Origin of the sequence: Clostridium disporicum (assembly GCF_001405015.1) — a bacterium.
Taxonomy (GTDB): domain Bacteria; phylum Bacillota; class Clostridia; order Clostridiales; family Clostridiaceae; genus Clostridium; species Clostridium disporicum_B.
Genome location: NZ_CYZX01000001.1, coordinates 88526 through 106482, shown reverse-complemented (window position 1 = coordinate 106482; position 17957 = coordinate 88526). Strand labels below are relative to the sequence as shown.

The 17957-nt window shown below is 26.6% G+C and carries 23 protein-coding genes; 5 read left to right on the top strand and 18 right to left on the bottom strand.

The features are described 5' to 3' along the window. Positions 1-35: 35 nt before the first annotated feature. From ARA56_RS00510 to ARA56_RS16550, 4 genes are all read right to left on the bottom strand, one after another. Positions 36-1163, bottom strand: coding sequence for a metallophosphoesterase (locus ARA56_RS00510; protein ID WP_055262839.1), 1128 nt, complete (start codon positions 1161-1163; stop codon positions 36-38). Positions 1164-1299: 136 nt separating this feature from the next. Continuing rightward, a complete protein-coding gene (locus ARA56_RS00505) occupies positions 1300-1515 on the bottom strand; it encodes a hypothetical protein (protein ID WP_055262837.1) in 216 nt (71 codons plus the stop codon). Positions 1516-1670: 155 nt separating this feature from the next. Next, on the bottom strand, positions 1671-2264 hold the full coding sequence (locus ARA56_RS00500) for a class I SAM-dependent methyltransferase (RefSeq protein WP_055262835.1): 594 nt from the start codon (positions 2262-2264) through the stop codon (positions 1671-1673). A 142-nt stretch (positions 2265-2406) separates the two neighbouring features. Further along, the gene (locus tag ARA56_RS16550; RefSeq protein ID WP_156334245.1) at positions 2407-2568 is read right to left on the bottom strand and encodes a hypothetical protein; all 162 of its coding nucleotides are present in this window, start codon (positions 2566-2568) and stop codon (positions 2407-2409) included. 173 nt (positions 2569-2741) lie between these two features. Between ARA56_RS16550 and ARA56_RS00495 the strand changes: the two genes are divergently transcribed. Beyond that, positions 2742-4259 carry a hypothetical protein gene (locus ARA56_RS00495; protein WP_055262833.1) on the top strand — a complete coding sequence of 506 codons (1518 nt, stop codon included), beginning with the start codon at positions 2742-2744 and terminating at the stop codon, positions 4257-4259. Positions 4260-4385: 126 nt separating this feature from the next. On the opposite strand, the gene ARA56_RS00490 is transcribed toward ARA56_RS00495, so the two are convergent. Next, positions 4386-4898 (bottom strand): hypothetical protein, encoded by a 513-nt coding sequence (locus ARA56_RS00490; protein WP_055262831.1) that lies wholly within the window; start codon positions 4896-4898, stop codon positions 4386-4388. Positions 4899-5042: 144 nt separating this feature from the next. Beyond that, complete coding sequence (locus tag ARA56_RS00485) at positions 5043-5873, bottom strand: hypothetical protein (RefSeq protein WP_055262829.1); 831 nt, start codon at positions 5871-5873, stop codon at positions 5043-5045. A 312-nt stretch (positions 5874-6185) separates the two neighbouring features. Between ARA56_RS00485 and ARA56_RS00480 the strand changes: the two genes are divergently transcribed. Beyond that, positions 6186-6881, top strand: a complete 696-nt coding sequence (locus ARA56_RS00480; protein WP_055262827.1) for a YoaK family protein — start codon at positions 6186-6188, stop codon at positions 6879-6881. A 27-nt stretch (positions 6882-6908) separates the two neighbouring features. Here ARA56_RS00480 and ARA56_RS00475 read toward each other — a convergent pair whose 3' ends face one another. Both ARA56_RS00475 and ARA56_RS00470 read right to left on the bottom strand, forming a co-directional pair. Then, positions 6909-7706, bottom strand: coding sequence for an HAD-IIA family hydrolase (locus tag ARA56_RS00475; RefSeq protein WP_055262825.1), 798 nt, complete (start codon positions 7704-7706; stop codon positions 6909-6911). A gap of 126 nt (positions 7707-7832) precedes the next feature. Further along, positions 7833-8459 carry an MFS transporter gene (locus ARA56_RS00470; RefSeq protein ID WP_278336505.1) on the bottom strand — a complete coding sequence of 209 codons (627 nt, stop codon included), beginning with the start codon at positions 8457-8459 and terminating at the stop codon, positions 7833-7835. Between the two features lie 52 nt (positions 8460-8511). Here ARA56_RS00470 and ARA56_RS00465 point away from each other — a divergent pair, with 52 nt between their 5' ends. Both ARA56_RS00465 and ARA56_RS00460 read left to right on the top strand, forming a co-directional pair. Further along, the gene (locus ARA56_RS00465) at positions 8512-9516 is read left to right on the top strand and encodes a LacI family DNA-binding transcriptional regulator (RefSeq protein WP_055262821.1); all 1005 of its coding nucleotides are present in this window, start codon (positions 8512-8514) and stop codon (positions 9514-9516) included. 61 nt (positions 9517-9577) lie between these two features. Further along, a complete protein-coding gene (locus tag ARA56_RS00460; RefSeq protein WP_055262819.1) occupies positions 9578-10384 on the top strand; it encodes an EcsC family protein in 807 nt (268 codons plus the stop codon). Between the two features lie 68 nt (positions 10385-10452). Here ARA56_RS00460 and ARA56_RS00455 read toward each other — a convergent pair whose 3' ends face one another. From ARA56_RS00455 to ARA56_RS00440, 4 genes are all read right to left on the bottom strand, one after another. Further along, positions 10453-10875 carry a hypothetical protein gene (locus ARA56_RS00455; RefSeq protein ID WP_055262817.1) on the bottom strand — a complete coding sequence of 141 codons (423 nt, stop codon included), beginning with the start codon at positions 10873-10875 and terminating at the stop codon, positions 10453-10455. Then, on the bottom strand, positions 10868-11302 hold the full coding sequence (locus ARA56_RS00450) for a nucleotidyltransferase family protein (RefSeq protein ID WP_055262815.1): 435 nt from the start codon (positions 11300-11302) through the stop codon (positions 10868-10870). The genes ARA56_RS00455 and ARA56_RS00450 overlap by 8 nt, the downstream gene beginning before the upstream one ends. A gap of 196 nt (positions 11303-11498) precedes the next feature. Next, positions 11499-12155 carry an FMN-dependent NADH-azoreductase gene (locus tag ARA56_RS00445; RefSeq protein WP_055262813.1) on the bottom strand — a complete coding sequence of 219 codons (657 nt, stop codon included), beginning with the start codon at positions 12153-12155 and terminating at the stop codon, positions 11499-11501. Positions 12156-12257: 102 nt separating this feature from the next. Continuing rightward, on the bottom strand, positions 12258-13004 hold the full coding sequence (locus tag ARA56_RS00440) for a hypothetical protein (protein WP_055262811.1): 747 nt from the start codon (positions 13002-13004) through the stop codon (positions 12258-12260). A 202-nt stretch (positions 13005-13206) separates the two neighbouring features. Here ARA56_RS00440 and ARA56_RS00435 point away from each other — a divergent pair, with 202 nt between their 5' ends. Then, the gene (locus ARA56_RS00435; RefSeq protein ID WP_055262809.1) at positions 13207-14250 is read left to right on the top strand and encodes a DUF2804 domain-containing protein; all 1044 of its coding nucleotides are present in this window, start codon (positions 13207-13209) and stop codon (positions 14248-14250) included. A 64-nt stretch (positions 14251-14314) separates the two neighbouring features. Here ARA56_RS00435 and ARA56_RS00430 read toward each other — a convergent pair whose 3' ends face one another. From ARA56_RS00430 to ARA56_RS00405, 6 genes are all read right to left on the bottom strand, one after another. Then, complete coding sequence (locus tag ARA56_RS00430) at positions 14315-14770, bottom strand: hypothetical protein (RefSeq protein WP_055262807.1); 456 nt, start codon at positions 14768-14770, stop codon at positions 14315-14317. After that, complete coding sequence (locus ARA56_RS00425; RefSeq protein ID WP_055262805.1) at positions 14754-15185, bottom strand: nucleotidyltransferase domain-containing protein; 432 nt, start codon at positions 15183-15185, stop codon at positions 14754-14756. The genes ARA56_RS00430 and ARA56_RS00425 overlap by 17 nt, the downstream gene beginning before the upstream one ends. Before the next feature lie 318 nt (positions 15186-15503). Further along, positions 15504-15824: a nucleoside triphosphate pyrophosphohydrolase gene (locus ARA56_RS00420; RefSeq protein ID WP_055262803.1), complete on the bottom strand. Its 321-nt coding sequence runs from the start codon at positions 15822-15824 to the stop codon at positions 15504-15506. A 92-nt stretch (positions 15825-15916) separates the two neighbouring features. Further along, a complete protein-coding gene (locus tag ARA56_RS00415) occupies positions 15917-16300 on the bottom strand; it encodes a hypothetical protein (protein WP_055262801.1) in 384 nt (127 codons plus the stop codon). A gap of 367 nt (positions 16301-16667) precedes the next feature. Beyond that, positions 16668-17408, bottom strand: a complete 741-nt coding sequence (locus ARA56_RS00410) for a hypothetical protein (protein ID WP_055262799.1) — start codon at positions 17406-17408, stop codon at positions 16668-16670. Further along, complete coding sequence (locus ARA56_RS00405; RefSeq protein ID WP_055262797.1) at positions 17401-17883, bottom strand: hypothetical protein; 483 nt, start codon at positions 17881-17883, stop codon at positions 17401-17403. Before ARA56_RS00405 ends, ARA56_RS00410 begins: the two co-directional genes overlap by 8 nt. Between the last annotated feature and the right edge of the window lie 74 nt (positions 17884-17957).

The following is a 17957-nucleotide window of genomic DNA, read 5'->3' as shown; positions in this document are numbered from 1 at the left end:
CTATACATATATTTTTAAACTTTCCTATTTATTTTTTAACTTTGCTTCTCTATATCAATAATTAAATACTCTGACTTAGAACCAGTCCTTATTGGATAATTCCATCCTGATATTCCTGACGAAACTATTATTTCATAATCTCCTATCTTTTTATATCCATATTCTAATTCATTAAAGTTAAACAATTCACTTATTAAACCCGCAGGCCAAATCTGACCTTTATGAGTATGACCTGATAGTTGCAAATCATATCCTAATGAGCTATTTAGATTAAGTTCTGATGGCTGATGGTCTAAAAGTAATATAAACCTACTCTTATCTATATTAGCTATTAAATCCTCACTACTTTTCCTTCCTTCTTCTTTTGAAAATCCTTCGTCATCTCTACCAACAATAACAAGATCATCATTAATTTCATAGCTTTCATCTACCAATACATGAATATTATTTGATAATAACTCATTCTTTAGTTCATCTTTAGTATAACTAGGAATAGAGGAATATCTAGCATCATCATGATTACCATATATATAAAATACACCATATTTACTTTTAATATCTCCAAGAATTTCAGTAGCTTCTTTCATCTGCTCAACAGTTGTTTTTTCATCGACAATATCCCCACAAAGCACTACAATATCAGGTTCTGCTTCTTCTATATCATTACAAACTGCTTGTAGCTTCTCTCTATTCATAACAGTTCCATAGTGAAGGTCAGAAATCATTGCTACTCTATAGCCTTCATCTCTTATATTCTTATTTGTATATATCTTATAACCCTTCTCTACTATGTCATTCATATTCCAATACCCATAAGCTAATATAATTGCTGTTAATATAATTGGAACAATTCCACTTTCATATACTGTTCTCCATTTATTAAAAGCTATAGTATTTCTTTTACTTGCTATCTTAAATATATAATTTAAAAGATCCATAACAAGTGCTAAAACCACGATATGAAGCAGTACAACAATACCTATACCTAAATCTCTGAGAGAAAAATACATAATAATAAGTACTAAGGCAATAATTATTAATTTTACTCGGTTCTTTTTAACATCTACTTTTACTCTTCGTAAAGCTCTTGCAATATAATAATATAAATAGATGCTAAGCAATATCATAAGTAATGCTGGAATAATAAAGTATAATATATTCATATAATCTCCCTCCCCTTTTATTCTTTATAATCTACTTACTATATAAATAAACCATACTCCTTAAAGTTAACTTCAAGTCAATATTTTTATATTAGAATAAAATAAGGCAGCAACAACGGTTATACGTTATTACTGCTTATTCATTAATTATCTTCACATCATTTTTATAAACTGCTGCGTAACTTCTTTTATCCTTAAAACATTTTCTACATTCTTCTTTATTAAGCTTTACAAATATTTTGTTTTTACTTAATCCTGTTGGTTCTATCTTTTCAACTTCAAATATTTCTCCAATAAAGCTTTTATACCAACACTTATTTACACCTTCACATTTCTCTATTTTAACTTGCATAAATTCCCCTTCTATAATAATTAATTTTATACACTTAATTATTGTCAAATTTATACTTTTTAAACACTAAAGGGAATTTTTTTTATTAAATAGAGCCATTATTATATATAGTAACTTTATATATCTTTATTATATTAATTTTAACGAATGGAATTCTAAACTCTTTGTAATAATACATTTAACCAGGTAAGATTATCTCTTCCCCCTAAGGAGTCTCCTGTTATATAGATATTTTTAATATCATATTCTTTAATTTTCTTTATCATCTCAATAAAGCTTTCTTCTCTATAACAATTAAAATATCTGCCTCTTTCATCAACATATTCATTATCACCACATTTAAAAGATAGGTAAAATACTGCTCCTTCTTTTAAGTTATTAGAAAGCTTTCTTAGTACTTCTTCAATATTTTCTCTTTTAACATGAAGTAATGATGCACAAGCCCATATTCCATCAAACTTTTGATTTAATTCTAAATCCTCAAATTTACTGACTATTACATCTTGATTTATCAATTTTTCTGCTTCTTTGGCTAGTTTTACTGAACCATCCACTGCAGTTACATCATAGCCAGCATTTTTAAAATATAAACTATCTCTTCCTGAACCACATCCAAGGTCAAGTATCTTACCACCTGACTTAACACTATTTAAAAAAGCCGTATATATATCACTTGTTTTTAGCGTCTTTGTAATTTCAAAGTATTCTTTTGCATTTTCATTATAATAATTTAACGTTTCATTTTTCATATTATCACCTTATTCTTTAATAAACTATTTAAAGTTAGTTATTTTATATTTAAATGCGAAATCTTAAGTCATATCTAATCTTAAAATTTCTAATAAAAAAAGTAGTAATAACAAGAAGTTACATACTACTTTAAATCAAATCTTATAATAGAAATATTGATAAAAAACCTATTCCATTTAATATTAAAGAAGTTTTTCTATCTCCTTTTTTATGTGCGTAAATTGATAATGCTAAAACTGATATCAAATATAAGTCTACCAGCAAATTATAATCTATTCCTAAAATTATATTTTCTATACTCATAAAATTCCTGTCATTCACTTTCTTTTAATTTCTATTCCACATAAGTATATACTATTTTTAAGTTTTAATAAACATATTATTATAATAACTAATAATATTGAAATATTAACCCATTTATAATTTCTACATAAATTATATTATAAACACAAACTAAAGATTTATGGAGGAACAATATGTATAGATTTAAAAAATTAAATCCTACTGATGGATTTGACTTTAATAATTTAGATAATGCTAGACAAAATAACTATGCTTGGGCAATTGCAGAGCTAGGTGACTATATTTATGTTGGTACAGGCCGTAACGTTCCTTTAACAATTCTTCAATCAATTGCACCAGATATAAATATTCCTGCTATTTTAAAAGCTACTAATCAGGATAACCTTGCAGAAATATGGAGATATAAAAAGAATGGAGAACTTCCTTGGGAAAGAGTATATAAAGCAAAGCCTGGTTCAGGTATTACAGGCTTCAGATTTATGATAAATGCTAAACCAGCAGGCTCAGCACAATGTTTATATGCATCAACTTATGGAAATCAAGTTAAAGTAATAAAATCCTATAACGGAATAAATTGGTTTGTTATGCCTTATGACACACTAATTGGTAATTCATCTAGGTATATGGTTACCATAAAAGATAAACTCTATCTTGCAGTGGTAGATGAAATTAATTCTAGTGAAACTCCATTCCTTTATAGAAGTAAAGACCCTGAATTCTATCCATGGGAAAATGTAACGGATACAACTAATCCTGATTTTGACCCTGATAAAAACCCTCAAGGTTCAATAGCAAACATGGCTATTTTTAACAACAAGCTTTACGTATCAACTAGCAAATCATCTGGAGTACAAGTATGGAGAAGTAATAAAGAAGTTCCTGAAATGAATGATTGGACACTTATTGTAGATAATGGTTTTGGAGATTCTGAAAATCAACTCTCACTTAGCATAGGAGTATTTAATGATTATATTTATGTAAGTGGAATTAAAGCTCCTCCTCTTTCATGGGCAATTCCTGTAGGATTTGATATGATTAGAATAGATAAAGCTGACAACTGGCAACTAGTCGTTGGTGGACGTCCTTTAACTCCTGTTAAACCAAGTAAAGGAATCAGAAATAAGAGCTTAAGTGGATATACTTCTGGATTTAATAATCCATTTAATGTTTATGCATGGCAAATTCAAGAGTATAACAATTCTCTTTTAGTATCAACTTTTGATGATTCAAGTAATATGGAAGTGATTCTTAATACCGTACTTGCTAACAAAGAATATTTAATTAATGAAATAGGTGAATCTGACACTGAAACTCTTATTAAGATATACCAAAAAATCGTAAAATTATTAGCAGAGACTAAATATCCAATAGGATTCGATTTGTATAGGTCAATTAATGGTAGATACTTCACTCCATTATTGAAAAATGGCATAAACAATATGAATAACTATGGAGGACGTATATTATATGTAGGTAAAGATAATAAACTAATAATTGGTACTTCAAATCCTTTTGATGGCTGTCAAATATGGAGGTGCACTGAAGATTGTAACTGTAGAGATAATTATAAACAACACTCTACTGATATAGACAATAATTCAAATCTAAACGAAATCGAAAAAACTATATATGAAAACTTTAACTTTTTAAAATCTACTCTTACTAGAATAGCTAATCTATTATCAAGATAAACTTATCATAATTTCATTCAAAAATTTGATATGCTTTCATTATAATAAATTAGTATTCACATTAAATTAAGATATAATAATTAGGGGTTAGTGGTACATGATATACTGCTAACTCCTTTATTTTAATTATATAGCTATTAAATTTTCAATTATTTCAGATTTTTTAGAATTTAAATAGTTATTAAACGCATCATGAAACTTATTAGAAATCCCCATTATTTTTCTTGTAGTTTCAGTATGTGTCGCATAAACTCCTTGCTTAATGTCATTAGCTACATACATGTTTATTGCAGCGACACCTCTTGATATCTGCGTACTGATTGCCTTCATTAAAACATTTCTATTGTGGTCTTCAGGCATATCTTTAAGCATTTTATTTGTATAATCCATTGTGAATATATATATAGCAAAAGCTGCTATATCTTCAAAATAACTATTATCTTTATCTGTAATTTTCTTAGCTAGAAGCTTGTAGTTATTTTGCCCTTTATAATTTCTATCTAAAGAACCAGCAATAACATTAGCTATAACTTTAGCTCCATCCTCTTTACCTTCTACTCTTTCACGCATAAAAACAGAGATATTACCTTCAATTCCATTCTTCATATTTGTTTCTTTTATTAATTTGTCATAAGCCATATTTATTCCCCTCCCATAATCCGTCTATACATAAATATTATAACTTTTAGAAGTTTTTGTAAACATTTGCCTAGATTTTTTTTTTGTTTTTCCCAAGGTAATATCATATTAAATACATGTAACTATTTTTGAAAACTTTAAAATCTATCTTCCAAAAATAGGTTCATTTTCATTTCTATTATATATTTTTATAAATGCTATTAAAACTGTTATATTTGCTATAACTCCAATTATATTAGCAATTACAAGAGTTTGTTGTGCTGGTAGTAATAATTCTTTTTCTAACTCCGTTCCATTATTTATTAGTGTTACTAATGCAATACAACCAATATCATACAGTACTCCTCTTTGTAGAACATAAAATTCTGCTGCAATTACTGCATCAATATCAGGATTATATATTTTTTTAATACTCTTATCATACTTACTTCTTATTAAATCAATACTCTTTAAAGTAGATCTTAAAAGAAAATAATCTCCATAAAATCTCATTAAAAAACAAACAGCCTGTAAGAATAGTAAGTTTATACTATTTTTATCACATTTAAAAATATTAATTACCAAACTAGCTTCATATTGCTTAGAAACTGCAATTACATTTAAACTGTAAAGAATTATACTTAATATTGATGCTTGCTTTACTAAGAACTCTGGCTCTAAAGATATCTCTTCTTCATTGTATCTTTCACTTAACTGACTATATCTAGTAGAAGTTATATAATTATTTATAATATTAGCTATTAAGGCTAAAATTTGCCCTTGTTCTAATAATAGTATTGGATTATTATCTTCTTTTTTACCATAGCATATATTTATACTTTCAATTGTACCAATAAAAAGAAATACATCTGACATCATATATATATAAATAAAAATCAATTGTAGATGTAATAGTTCTAGCGCATTCTTATCATTATCCGATATATGTTTAAACTTTTCTTTATCACTCCTATTCTTTGAATATTTACACTTCATAAGTACTTCTCCTATATATACTTTCTCGGACTGAATTAATATAAAAGTTTCTCTACTTCAAGATACTATTTATTTTAAATAAATGTTCTTTTTAATTCACTTTAACTTATATTAATCATCTAGTACTATTTTTAAAACATATCTTTTCTGATTTATTATTTTTGTACTGATAAAGCTAATTAAATAATTACTCCTATGAATTGCAATTATTTAACAATTACATTCTCCCTATTTATACAAAACAAAGATTGAATTATAGGGCATAATATATGAAGAAAATTTACTACTTAAAAATAACAAGGGATGAATTGCATGAAAAATGATAATAAAAGAAAAGAAATAATTCCACCTTTTAAAAGACCAATTTTTCTTATGATAATAACCTTTGTAGGTGGCTATATGAATGGATATACATATATTACAAGAAATGAAATACTTGCTAATATGCACACTGCTAATATGTCAAAACTAGGAATAAATATTGCCTTAGGAAACTACATAGAAGCACTACACTACTTTATTCCCATTATTGCCTGTATATTAGGTGCTGCATTTAGTGAATTAGTAAAAACTATTATTATAAAGACAAAATTTAAAGGCGAATGGAGAATATTAGCTCTCCTTTTAGAAGCTACTTTCTTATTTTTTATAGGATTAATTCCTAGTACTTTTCCAGATATAATTGTAACTAATCTAGTTTCATTTTTAATGGGATATCAATTATGTCTATTTAGGGATTGCCTTGGAATTCCATTTAACACAACTATATGTACAGGAAATATTAGAAACGTTGGGCAATTATTATTCCAAGCATTAGATGAAAAAAGCATAAAAACACTAGAAAAGTTAATTTACTTTACAGCTCTTACTTTTTCCTTTGCTATCGGAGCTATTCCAGGTACGCTAATATCACTAGTTTTAAATACAAAAGCTGTATGGATTTGTAGTGGTATTTTATTTATTCAAGCTATTTGGATAAATAATAGCAAATATAATAAGGTACAATGAAAAATAATCATTGTACCTTATTTTAAACTATTTAAGTAACTCTTCATTTATCTCTTTTACAGATTCATAAACATAATCAGCTTTTATATTTGAATTATAATATTCTTCTAAATTCGTTTCACCAGATAAAACTAATACGGAAGAAATAGATGCGTTTTTCCCTGTCTGTATATCTGTATATAATCTATCTCCAACCATAGCAATACTTTCTTTGCTAACATCATACTTCATACATATTAAATCAATTATTTCTGGATTTGGTTTTCCTATTACATATGGTCTTTTACCTGTAGAAGCATAGATTAACTCTATTATTGATCCAGTATCAGGCATAAATTTCCCACCCTCTAAAGGACAATTTTTATCAGGATGAGTAGCGATATATGTAACACCATCTCTAATAAGGTCACAAGCTATCCATAATTTATTATATGTTAGAGTTGTATCAAATCCTAAAACTACAAAATCTATATCATCTTCATACTTATCTGTAATATTAAATCCTGCATTTATGAATTCTTCTTCTAGATAATTTGTACCTAATAAAAAAATCTTACTATTTGGCTTTAAAGAGTTTAAATATATAGTTGTTGCTTCTCCTGATGTAAATATTTTTTCTTCTTCTACATCTATCCCTAATCTATTTAATTTCTCTTTATAAACTTGCCTATTTTTAGAAGAGTTATTAGTTAAGAAAATATACTCTCTTCCTGTTGATTTAATTGTATTTATAAATTCTATAGCACCATCTATTATTTCATTACCTAAATATATTGTCCCATCCATATCTAAAACAAAACATTGTATATCAGTAATCGCTCTCATAAAACCCCTCATTTCTCATTTATGCATGCTTAACTATATATAATTAAACTGTTGATTAATAATATTTAAAAATGTATCATTAACCAACAGTCTAAATAACTATTACAAGCTAAGCTTAATTTACTTTTATTCAGTTACTCCAACTTCGCTTGTAATTTTTACGTTCATTTTAGCTAACTTTTCAGCTTTATCATGTCTTTTTTGTAATACAACACCACAAATAGTACTTATAACAGCTACAAATGCCACAAATATACCTATAAATATTACATTTCCATTTCCTACTTTTAATAAGTGTGTGCAAATAGTAGGAACTATTCCTGCAACTAAGAAACTAGGTGCATGATATACAAATGAAATACCAGAATATCTAACTTCTGTTTCAAAAAGTTGAGCCCATAAAGAACCAAGAACACCCCAGATTCCTGAATAGAAGATACTCCAACCTAATATTATTACAGCAGTGATAATAAATAGATTTCCACCACTATTTTCTATTATTTTCATACCTGGAATAGCTATAAGGCCACAAGCAATACTTGACATACAGAATAATTTACCTTTTCCTAACTTATCAGCAAGTTTACCTGCCCAAAGTATAAAAGGCATAGCAGCAACTGCAAATATTATATTAACTATATACATTGAACTTTGAGCTACTCCTAAATTTTGAGTTGCATAAGAAAGTGTAAATACAGCAAATACATTATAGAATACACCATCAATCCATCTTGTACCACAACCAAGTAAAATTGTCTTCCAATAATTTTCCAGGTTACCTGGCGTTTCTGTTCCAACTGCTTCTATGATAATTACAAAAAAAAACGGAGTTACATTTTCTCCTGAAACAATAGAAAAAGTTATGGATGCTGTTAATAAATTAAATTACATAAGTAAAACTGATAAATCACAAAATATTATTAAAGCAACTAATCAAGTAATTGCAGTAATTTGTCCTAATATTACAAACCCATATTACTCAACTATAGTTCAAGCTGTAGAACAGGTTGCTAAGCAAAATGGTATAGATGTTATTATCTTTAATACTTATAGAGACCCTAAAATTGAAAAAAGAATCATTGAGACTTTTTATAATTTAAACCTTGCAGGAATTATATTTGCAATGATGCCAAGTAATCCTCAATTTGCCGAGCAATTAAGCTCTAAATTACCGATTGTAGTAATTGGAGACAGTGATTATTCCGTACACATTGATACTGTTGAAGTGAGTAACTATAATGCTGGTGTTTTAATAGGAAACCATCTTATAGAATTAGGTCATAAACATATAGCGTTTCTATCTCCAACTTTAGACCATATAAACACTTCAAGATTGAATAGATTAGAAGGACTTAAGGCCACTTACAAAAAGCATGGTAATGATTATTCAATTACGGTTAAATCACAAAATATTACTCCAGACATAGAAAGAGATAACATATCTATCGAACATGCTATTGGATATAATTTGTGTAAAGAAGTTTTAAAAGATAAAAAAGTTACTGCCTTTGTTGGTCTTAATGATATGGTTGCATACGGGATAGCAGATGCTATTATTGATTCAGGTTATAAAATTCCTAATGATTATAGTATTTGTGGATTTGATAATATATTCCCATCTCATTTTGCTCCAGTATCTCTAACCTCTATCGAGCACTGCATAGAAGATATTGGTCATAATGCTTTTAAAATCTTGCTAAATAAGATTAATGAATATACAAAACCACAATTTAAAAATAGCTCAATTATTAGAGTGGAATATGAACAAAGATTAGTACAACGTAATTCTACTGGTCCTGCTCGTTATTAAATTACTTTTAGCCTTTTTAATGTGATATAATTTTTATATTAATATATATGGAGAAGTTATTATGAAAAAAGATATAAATAACTTAATTAATAAACAAATTAAAATAATTGAAAAGAAAGAAGCTAAACTATTAAAAGAACCTAAAGACAGCTATATAAAAGAGAAAATATCTCCTATTAAAAATAAATTAGAAGATAAAATTCCTGAAAAGTTACAATCTACTTTAGAATTAGCTTTTCAAAAAGGGTTTAAATTAGTATTTGATAAAGGTATAGGAATTATAGAGAAAACTTATAATAAAGAATCAATTAATATGGAGTATGATATTAATGCTTATGCATTTAATAAATACCCATCAAAAAAGAATTTAAAGAAAATAGATAAAGCAGCAAATAAAAAATCTATAATAAATAAATCAATAACAGCCATTGAAGGTAGTGGACTTGGCTTTCTTGGTATTGGTCTACCAGATATTCCAGTTTATATTGCAGTTATTTTAAAATCAATCTATGAAATTAGTTTAAGTTACGGATTTAATTACTCAACAGAAAACGAAAATGCTTATATCTTAACTTTAATCTCTTCTGCTGTAACTAAAGGTGATGAAAGAAAGCATTATTTTGATAAGCTAGATATCTTAGCTAGTAATATAGATAATAATAACGCTTATGATTATAATTTAGAAGAAATACTAATTGATACATCTAATAAAATATCAACCTATATGCTTACAGCAAAATTTATTCAAGGTCTTCCTATCGTTGGTGTTGTAGGTGGTGTTACTAACTTTATTACATTACAAGATATCACTAAAATAGCTAAGATTAAATATAAAAAGAGATATTTAAATAAACTTTACTTTATATGAACTCTTTTACATTTAAAAACAACTGTCTATTTCTACTAATATCAAAATAGACAGTTGTTTTTATCAATTTAAGAAAAACTCTTTATAAACAAATACAAACTATTTCTTATTTCTACATTTTCATTTAAAAAACTAATTAAAGTCTCTACTTTAGGCTGTTTATACCTATCTCCAATTCTATTTCTTAAAAGTCTTGCAGAATTTAAATAATTGGAAAGTTCTTCAGATAGTACATTCTTTTCATTTAGTATTTTTATCGCTGAATCAACAGTTATTCCAATTTTATAAAGATTATATTCTTTCAAAAGCATTGTTATAAAATCTTCATATAAAATAAACATGCTTAAGTATTTATATTTAAGACTATTTGTAATTTCTTTTTTTAATAATTCATTCTCTGAATAACTATCTAAAAGTTTTAAAGATTCCTCTATATCCTTATTTTCACTTTCCATATCATAAAGCAATTTCTTCAACTTATCTTTATTCACTTTCTAATATCACCTTATCTAATCTATTCCAAAACTCAATATTTTCTTTGAATAGTATATCATAATAAACATATTTTTCATCATATTTTTCATTTTTCATTATTACCATATCACTATTTAAAGCTTCAATTTTTATAATATTTTCTATATCTTCATCATTTATATCTATTAAATCAATGCTTCGTCCAAGGAAATCTTCAAGTTCTAATGATAAAGTTAAATCTAATTTAGATGATATCTTTTCTGATCCAATTATAGCTATATCAATATCTGATTCTTCATTAAATTTATCAGTAGATAGACTACCAAATATAATAACATTATCTATATTGTACTTTAGAAAAATGTCCTTAAACTCTTGGCTACTTACTAACGCTAAAACTTCTTCTTTAGATTTATCATCTACTATATTCCTATTAAAACTCAAAATATTCTCCTCCACCTTAATATTGCAACTTTTTTCTGATTATATTTATATTATATACAATTACTTATGGTTATTAAACATAAATATACCTAAAATACGTATTCCTTACTTTACAATAAATTTAATTATGACTATAAAAATAGATGTTATTTAGTACATTTTATTAACTAAATAACATTTACTTATTTTATATTTATTAATTAAAATCTAATCCATCTATTATATCGTCAATTTTTTCTTTAGCTTTATTAATTGCATTTTGTCTCTCTTCTTCAGTTGTTCCTGTTCCATCAACTTTAAGCTCAACAACAGTTTTTATTCCCATTAGCTTCATAATAGAAGCTATATAATTTTCTCCCTTATCCATTACAGGATCTAAAATCCAAGGAATACTTCCACCTGATGATTGTATATATACTAAAGCCCTTTTCTTATCATCTAATAATCCTTTAGGCTTCTTATCCTTTTCAATTAATACTGTCTTATTTACTTGAACAATACAATCAATATATTCCTTTAGTGAAGCTGGAAATGATACACTCCACATTGGTGAAGCTATAACATACATATCAGCACTTATAAATTGGTCGCATAATTCCCTTATTCTTTGGACCTCTTTTTGCTCCTTTTCAGGCAACTTCTTTTCTGCCTCTTCATTAATAATACAGTTACGACTTTCAAAGTACTGATACTCTAATCTTGGTATATGTTGCTTATATAAGTCTACTTCCTCTACCTGAAAATCTTTATTTTTATCAAGAAACTTGTTAATAAAATCTCTCGCTACTGATTTAGATGACGATAAATTTTCAGGTTTTGAATTAACACTTATATATAATAACTTCTTACTCATAATACACCTCTTATCTTTAGAATAATATTAACAAATATAGCTTTACCTAAATTCTAATAATTATATATACATAACTAAATATTTATCACTAATAGATAAGATTTAAATAGGCAAATAAATATATACTATTGTATTTATGAATATTAATATCATAGAAATTATAAATAAACCTAAACTGATATTAAAACATATCTGCTTTATTTTATTAATCACATTTCCCTCATTTATTCTTGGGCTAATTAATTTTATAAGATACTCATAAAATTTATCTGTTTTCTCTGAGTATCTCCTTTTAGAAATCTTCATTATTTCAACAGGGTCATCCATTTCTCTATAGCAACAGCTCTCTCTTATAGTTTTTCTAGCAACCCTCTTTTTTTCATCCCTTGTTAATTTTCTCTTATAACTTTTTTCTTTGCTCTTAACTGCATCATCAATCTTATCTTTTAATTCTAAGTCTTTGTAGATGTCTATTTTATATATTTTCTTAAATAAATACCTAAACACTTTTTTCTTTATAAAAGTATTCTTTAATGAAGCTACTAAAATTAATATATCTAAAATTAATACCACAAATGTTCCTATATATAAATAATCACTTATTACTAATTCAGTATTATCGTATAATAAACCTACTCCATTAAATATTAAAAATAAAGCAGAAATTGATATTATTAATAGCAAATATATCGAATTTCTATCTATATGCTCCTTCTGCTTTATCATATAATTATATCTTTCCTTAGAATACTCAAATACTATTCTAACATTGTCCTCTTTTTTACTATCTACTGTATTCTTAGCTTCAATTGTTTTCTTGCTTTTAGCCTTCTCCCCTTTACTAGCCATATTTCCCCTCCATATTAAAATATATGTGTAAATAAAGAGACTTCAATATTTTCCCTACTTATAATTATATAAAAGTATCAATGAATCTGTTACTTTACAAATTTTCTCAAAAAGTTCATAATTATATCTATAATTGTAATATTATAAATTAGATTAACTATTCTTAAATTAAAGTAATATTACCAAAAGGATGGAGATTAATATGCAAGGAAACCTAAGTCGTGGAAAATTACTAGATGAAAAAGGACAACTTATAGAATCAGGCTGGTCTACAAAATTAATTAAAGAATATTCTAGAAATGATATTGCTGCATCGAAATGGCGAATTAAGGAATGGGATTATTATATAATCACAAATGGTAAAATCGCTATTGCCTTAACTTTCGCAGAAAATAGCTATATGTCTTTAGCTTCAGTAAGCTTTTTAGACTTTTTAAAACCAAGTTATAAAACTACAAGTGAAATTAAATTATTTACATTTGGTAAAAACATTATGCCATCAACTACGGATAATGGTGATATTAACTATAAATCTAAAAGAGTTGATATGATTTTTAAGAATGATGGACAAACTCGTAATTTATACTGTAGATTTGATAAATTTGATAATATTAATGGTAAGGATATTAATTTAGAAGTAAATCTTATCTTAACTGATTTTCCAAAAGATTCCATGGTTATTGCTTCTGCCTGGAATGAAGACAATAAGAGCTTTTACTATAATAGTAAGATTAATTGTATGAAAGCTAGTGGATATTGCATTATAGATGGCAAAAAATACGACTTTGATGAATCTGATAGCTTAGGAACTCTTGACTGGGGACGTGGCGTTTGGACTAGAGTTAATACATGGTACTGGGGAAGTATGCAAACATACTTAGATGATGGAAGAAAATTTGGTTTTAATATAGGCTATGGCTTTTCAGACAGACCTAATGGTTCAGAAAATATGATTTTCCTAGATGGTATAGCTCATAAATTTGACCAAGTTACATTCAATATTCCACAACTTAATGGTAAAGATGACTTTATGAGTCCTTGGACCTTTACCTCAAACGATGGTAAATTTGAAATGACATTTAAACCTATTATAGATAGAATAGATAATACTAACCTAGGAATAATCGAAAGTAAACAACATCAAGTCTTTGGATTATTTTCAGGACAAGCAACCTTATCTGATGGTACAGTAATTAATATTAAAGATAAGCTTGGCTTTGCAGAAAAAGTATATAATAAATGGTGATAAAAAGATATAGGCTACAGATTTCTCTGTAGCCTATATTTATCAAGTGTCCACTATAAACAAACTAATTCTTTATATACTTTAATACTACTTTATCCTTACTTTCTTCTAAAAATATATCTAACTTAGATAACTCTTGAAAACAAAACTGCTCTATCTGTTTTTCACTTTCTTCTCTCTTATAATAATCATGAGTATATCTATTTCTTAATTTTACAGAAAATATTAAGTACTCTTTCAAGTCTTTGTCAAAAAAGCCTAATTCATATGCTTGCTCTATTAAATTTAATGATGTACTCGAACTTTTAATTCTTCCATCATTTATTATAATATAACTTTCACACATATCTACTATATATTCAGAAAAATCTTGAAAAAAAGCAAACATTGCTCTTCTTATAATTCTATTAGGATTTTTACTGTATTCATTTATTGCTTCTTTCAAATCATTAAGATTATCATAAGCATTTTGGTATTTTTCCATAAATTTTTCTTTTTTATATCTATAATACGGACTCATCTATTATCCTCCCAAAGTAACTAAATTGTTCGTCAATTTTAAGAGTTCTTTCTAAATTCTCATTATTTCTTGCATATTTACAAACATAATGTTGAAAATCAAACCACTTTTCATCATTTATTATAAATTTATTATCACTATCTACTGCTATTCTTGCATACTTATTAGAGAATTCATTAAATAATACAAATGTAAGATGAATATCATCATATTTATAAAACTTCTTTGCTAACTCTAAAATATCATCTTCAATTTTTAATGTATACATAAAATTTTTATCAGGAGCAGTTACTATAACTAAATCAATATCACTCACATCTTCCATCCAATACTCGGTTCCATAACTTCCGAATTGACAAATACTTACTAACCCCTCTATTTTACTAAGCTCTTCTATGTATTCACTTTTATCCATCTATATCACCTCTCTAATTCTATAGCTACATTATACCATATGAACATATTTTTATCATTATGGTTTTAAAACTTAAATTATATATCGAAGCTTCCAATACTAGTTCTCTATAATAATGTACAATGAAAAAGTAATAAAAATAAAAGTATATTATACTTGCAATTATGCATGTATAATATTATCATCACATATCTAGACGCTTTGAAAATCCTGTAGTTGAATTTCTAAACTCTCAATTTTAGATAATATTTCTCGAATAATAATATCATTTTAATTAAATGTTTTTGCCATAATTTTATCTCTACCTTTATTTAATACCTAAGATTTATTTTTATATACTCCCTTTAAAACAATTCCTTTTTTAAAACCTCCACGAGCTTTAAGCTTTTCATTTCTCATATTAATTAAATCCTCTTCTGAGTAACCTAAGTTATGCGCAAGTCCAAATAAAACTTCCATAACATCTGCAAGCTCTTCTAAGTTTTTATCTTGAAGATATTCGTTTACTTCTTCCATAAGCTTGGCTTCAAGAAGAGCTGTTTTTTCTTCATCTTTAGCTATTTCTATTTCACATTCCTTACCATCAGCCTTTATAACTTCTGGAATTAAGTCTCTAACTAATTTATTGTAATTTTTCATAACTTTTATCCTCTCTCAGTAGAATTTCCATTAATTGAAGATACATCTTATCTTCCATAAATAAGATGTATCGTTTTAAATATCTTACTTTTTTATCTATAAAACACAGCAGTAATCATAAAATTAGTGCCATACTTTTCATTTTCTATAATCCCACTATCTGACCATTTTCCAAAGCCAGCTTCTACTGCCAAAGGTCTTAAATCACCATAAAATGAAAATACACCCTTAGACCAAACCTTTTTATAGCCATAACTTTTAACTAACTTTTTAATTTCCTTTAGATTTTTATTAGCTATATTGTTTACTTTTAAAATATCTTTTGAGATTTTATAAAACTTCTTATAAAATAAAGTACTATCACAGTAATGTGCAAATATTAAACAATTAGTATTATTACTTATTTTGATATTGCCTTTCAAGATTGCATTATTACTATCAGCTATTTTATAAGCCTCATTAACTAAAGAAACCATATTCAACACTCCAAGCTTAAACTATACATATTCTACAATTAATATCTGTAAACACAAGCTTTTTATACCCAACTATCTTTAACTTCTACATATAAAAAAGTGTACCGTTTAATAGCACACTTTGTGAAAATTATTTATTAATGATAAAATATTTCTTAGCTTTAAATAAGTTTAACATACTACTTACAATTTAATACTTGTGTATGGAACTTTCTCGGATCCAAATTGTAATCTATTACAATTCAGTGATCATATTGTTCATTGAATAAAAAACTAAACAGATAAACCAAAAGTTGGCACTGGAAATTTACTTCATGCTTAATGTCCTACCAAATTATAGTGAAGTCATGAAATCTATTCCTCGTTTTTATAGTACAAGGTTTTTATATACTATATACCAATCTGTTTTCCAACCTAATTCCACACATAGATTTAATAGACTCTCCTCATTAACAATAGCTCTTGCTGTGATTATTTCATGTGTATCTACATTTACTATTAAACCGTTATCAATATTTAAAGCATATGCTGGATAAACAGATTTTGCTCTTATATGTGAAAATTGTGCGCCTTTTAGTAATATTTTACCTGTTAATTCATCATTCTCTATTTTATAGCTTTTTATTCTTTTCTTTTTAAGAGTCTTAAACTCTTCTATCAATTGTAATTGCATCTCTGTCCTTTTATTTAGAAATTTATCATTATCTCTTATATTAATTAAAAACTGCTCAGCTAATAAAAGATATGCTCTTGTTTTACCTGCTGGTAACTCCTGTAACCTCTTTGTTACTATTTTCATGATTTCTCCAAGGGTTACATAGGTTACCCCTTGAAATATAAGCTTGTCCTCTCTTGGTATATTCACAAGAATCTCTTTAGCTACAAAGGATTTAGTTCTTAAAATTCTATCTAAATAAGCTGAATTTACAAATAAATTTCCCCTTTCATCTCCCCAAATTTCATCACAAGCATTTTTTATTGCTGTAAAAGTTCCTTTATATCCTCCATCAAATAAAGCAGGTTTTATATAATCTATATCACCTGCTTTAATAACAAAATTTGATGGCAAATTTGATGAGCTTTTATTTAATTCCTTACCTTTAACCATTACCAACCATCTCTTCAAACAATTGATTAATTTCCGAAACGGCTTCATTAGAATACTTATGGCTTACCTTATCTGGATGAATACTTTTTAAAATATTATTCTTCCACTTCCTTGCTTCTTCTTTATTTAGAAAACACTTTCTTGTAATACCAAGCTTTTCGCTTCTTCTTTTGCCATCCATTTCTAATATATAAAATATTAATTCATCTTCTTTAGACTTAAAATAATCAATATTTGAATTACTATAACTATCAATCATATTTCTAAACATACAAATCTTATTATATAACCCATCCCATGAGTTACTTGTAATACTAATCATTTCTTGTGCTGACTTATCTTTAATTCCTGTTTCAATAACATAGTTTCTAAGATCAGCCTTAATTATTCTTCTTATGTTATTTAAATTCCTTTTCCCTCTAACTTTTGATAATTCTTGTAATTCTGCAATGCTCTGCACTCTAAGCCACTCCATTATATTCCCCCAACTAATTTATGTTCAATCAAAGTATATTCAAAATAAACTTAATAAATTACTTTTTAGTTAGT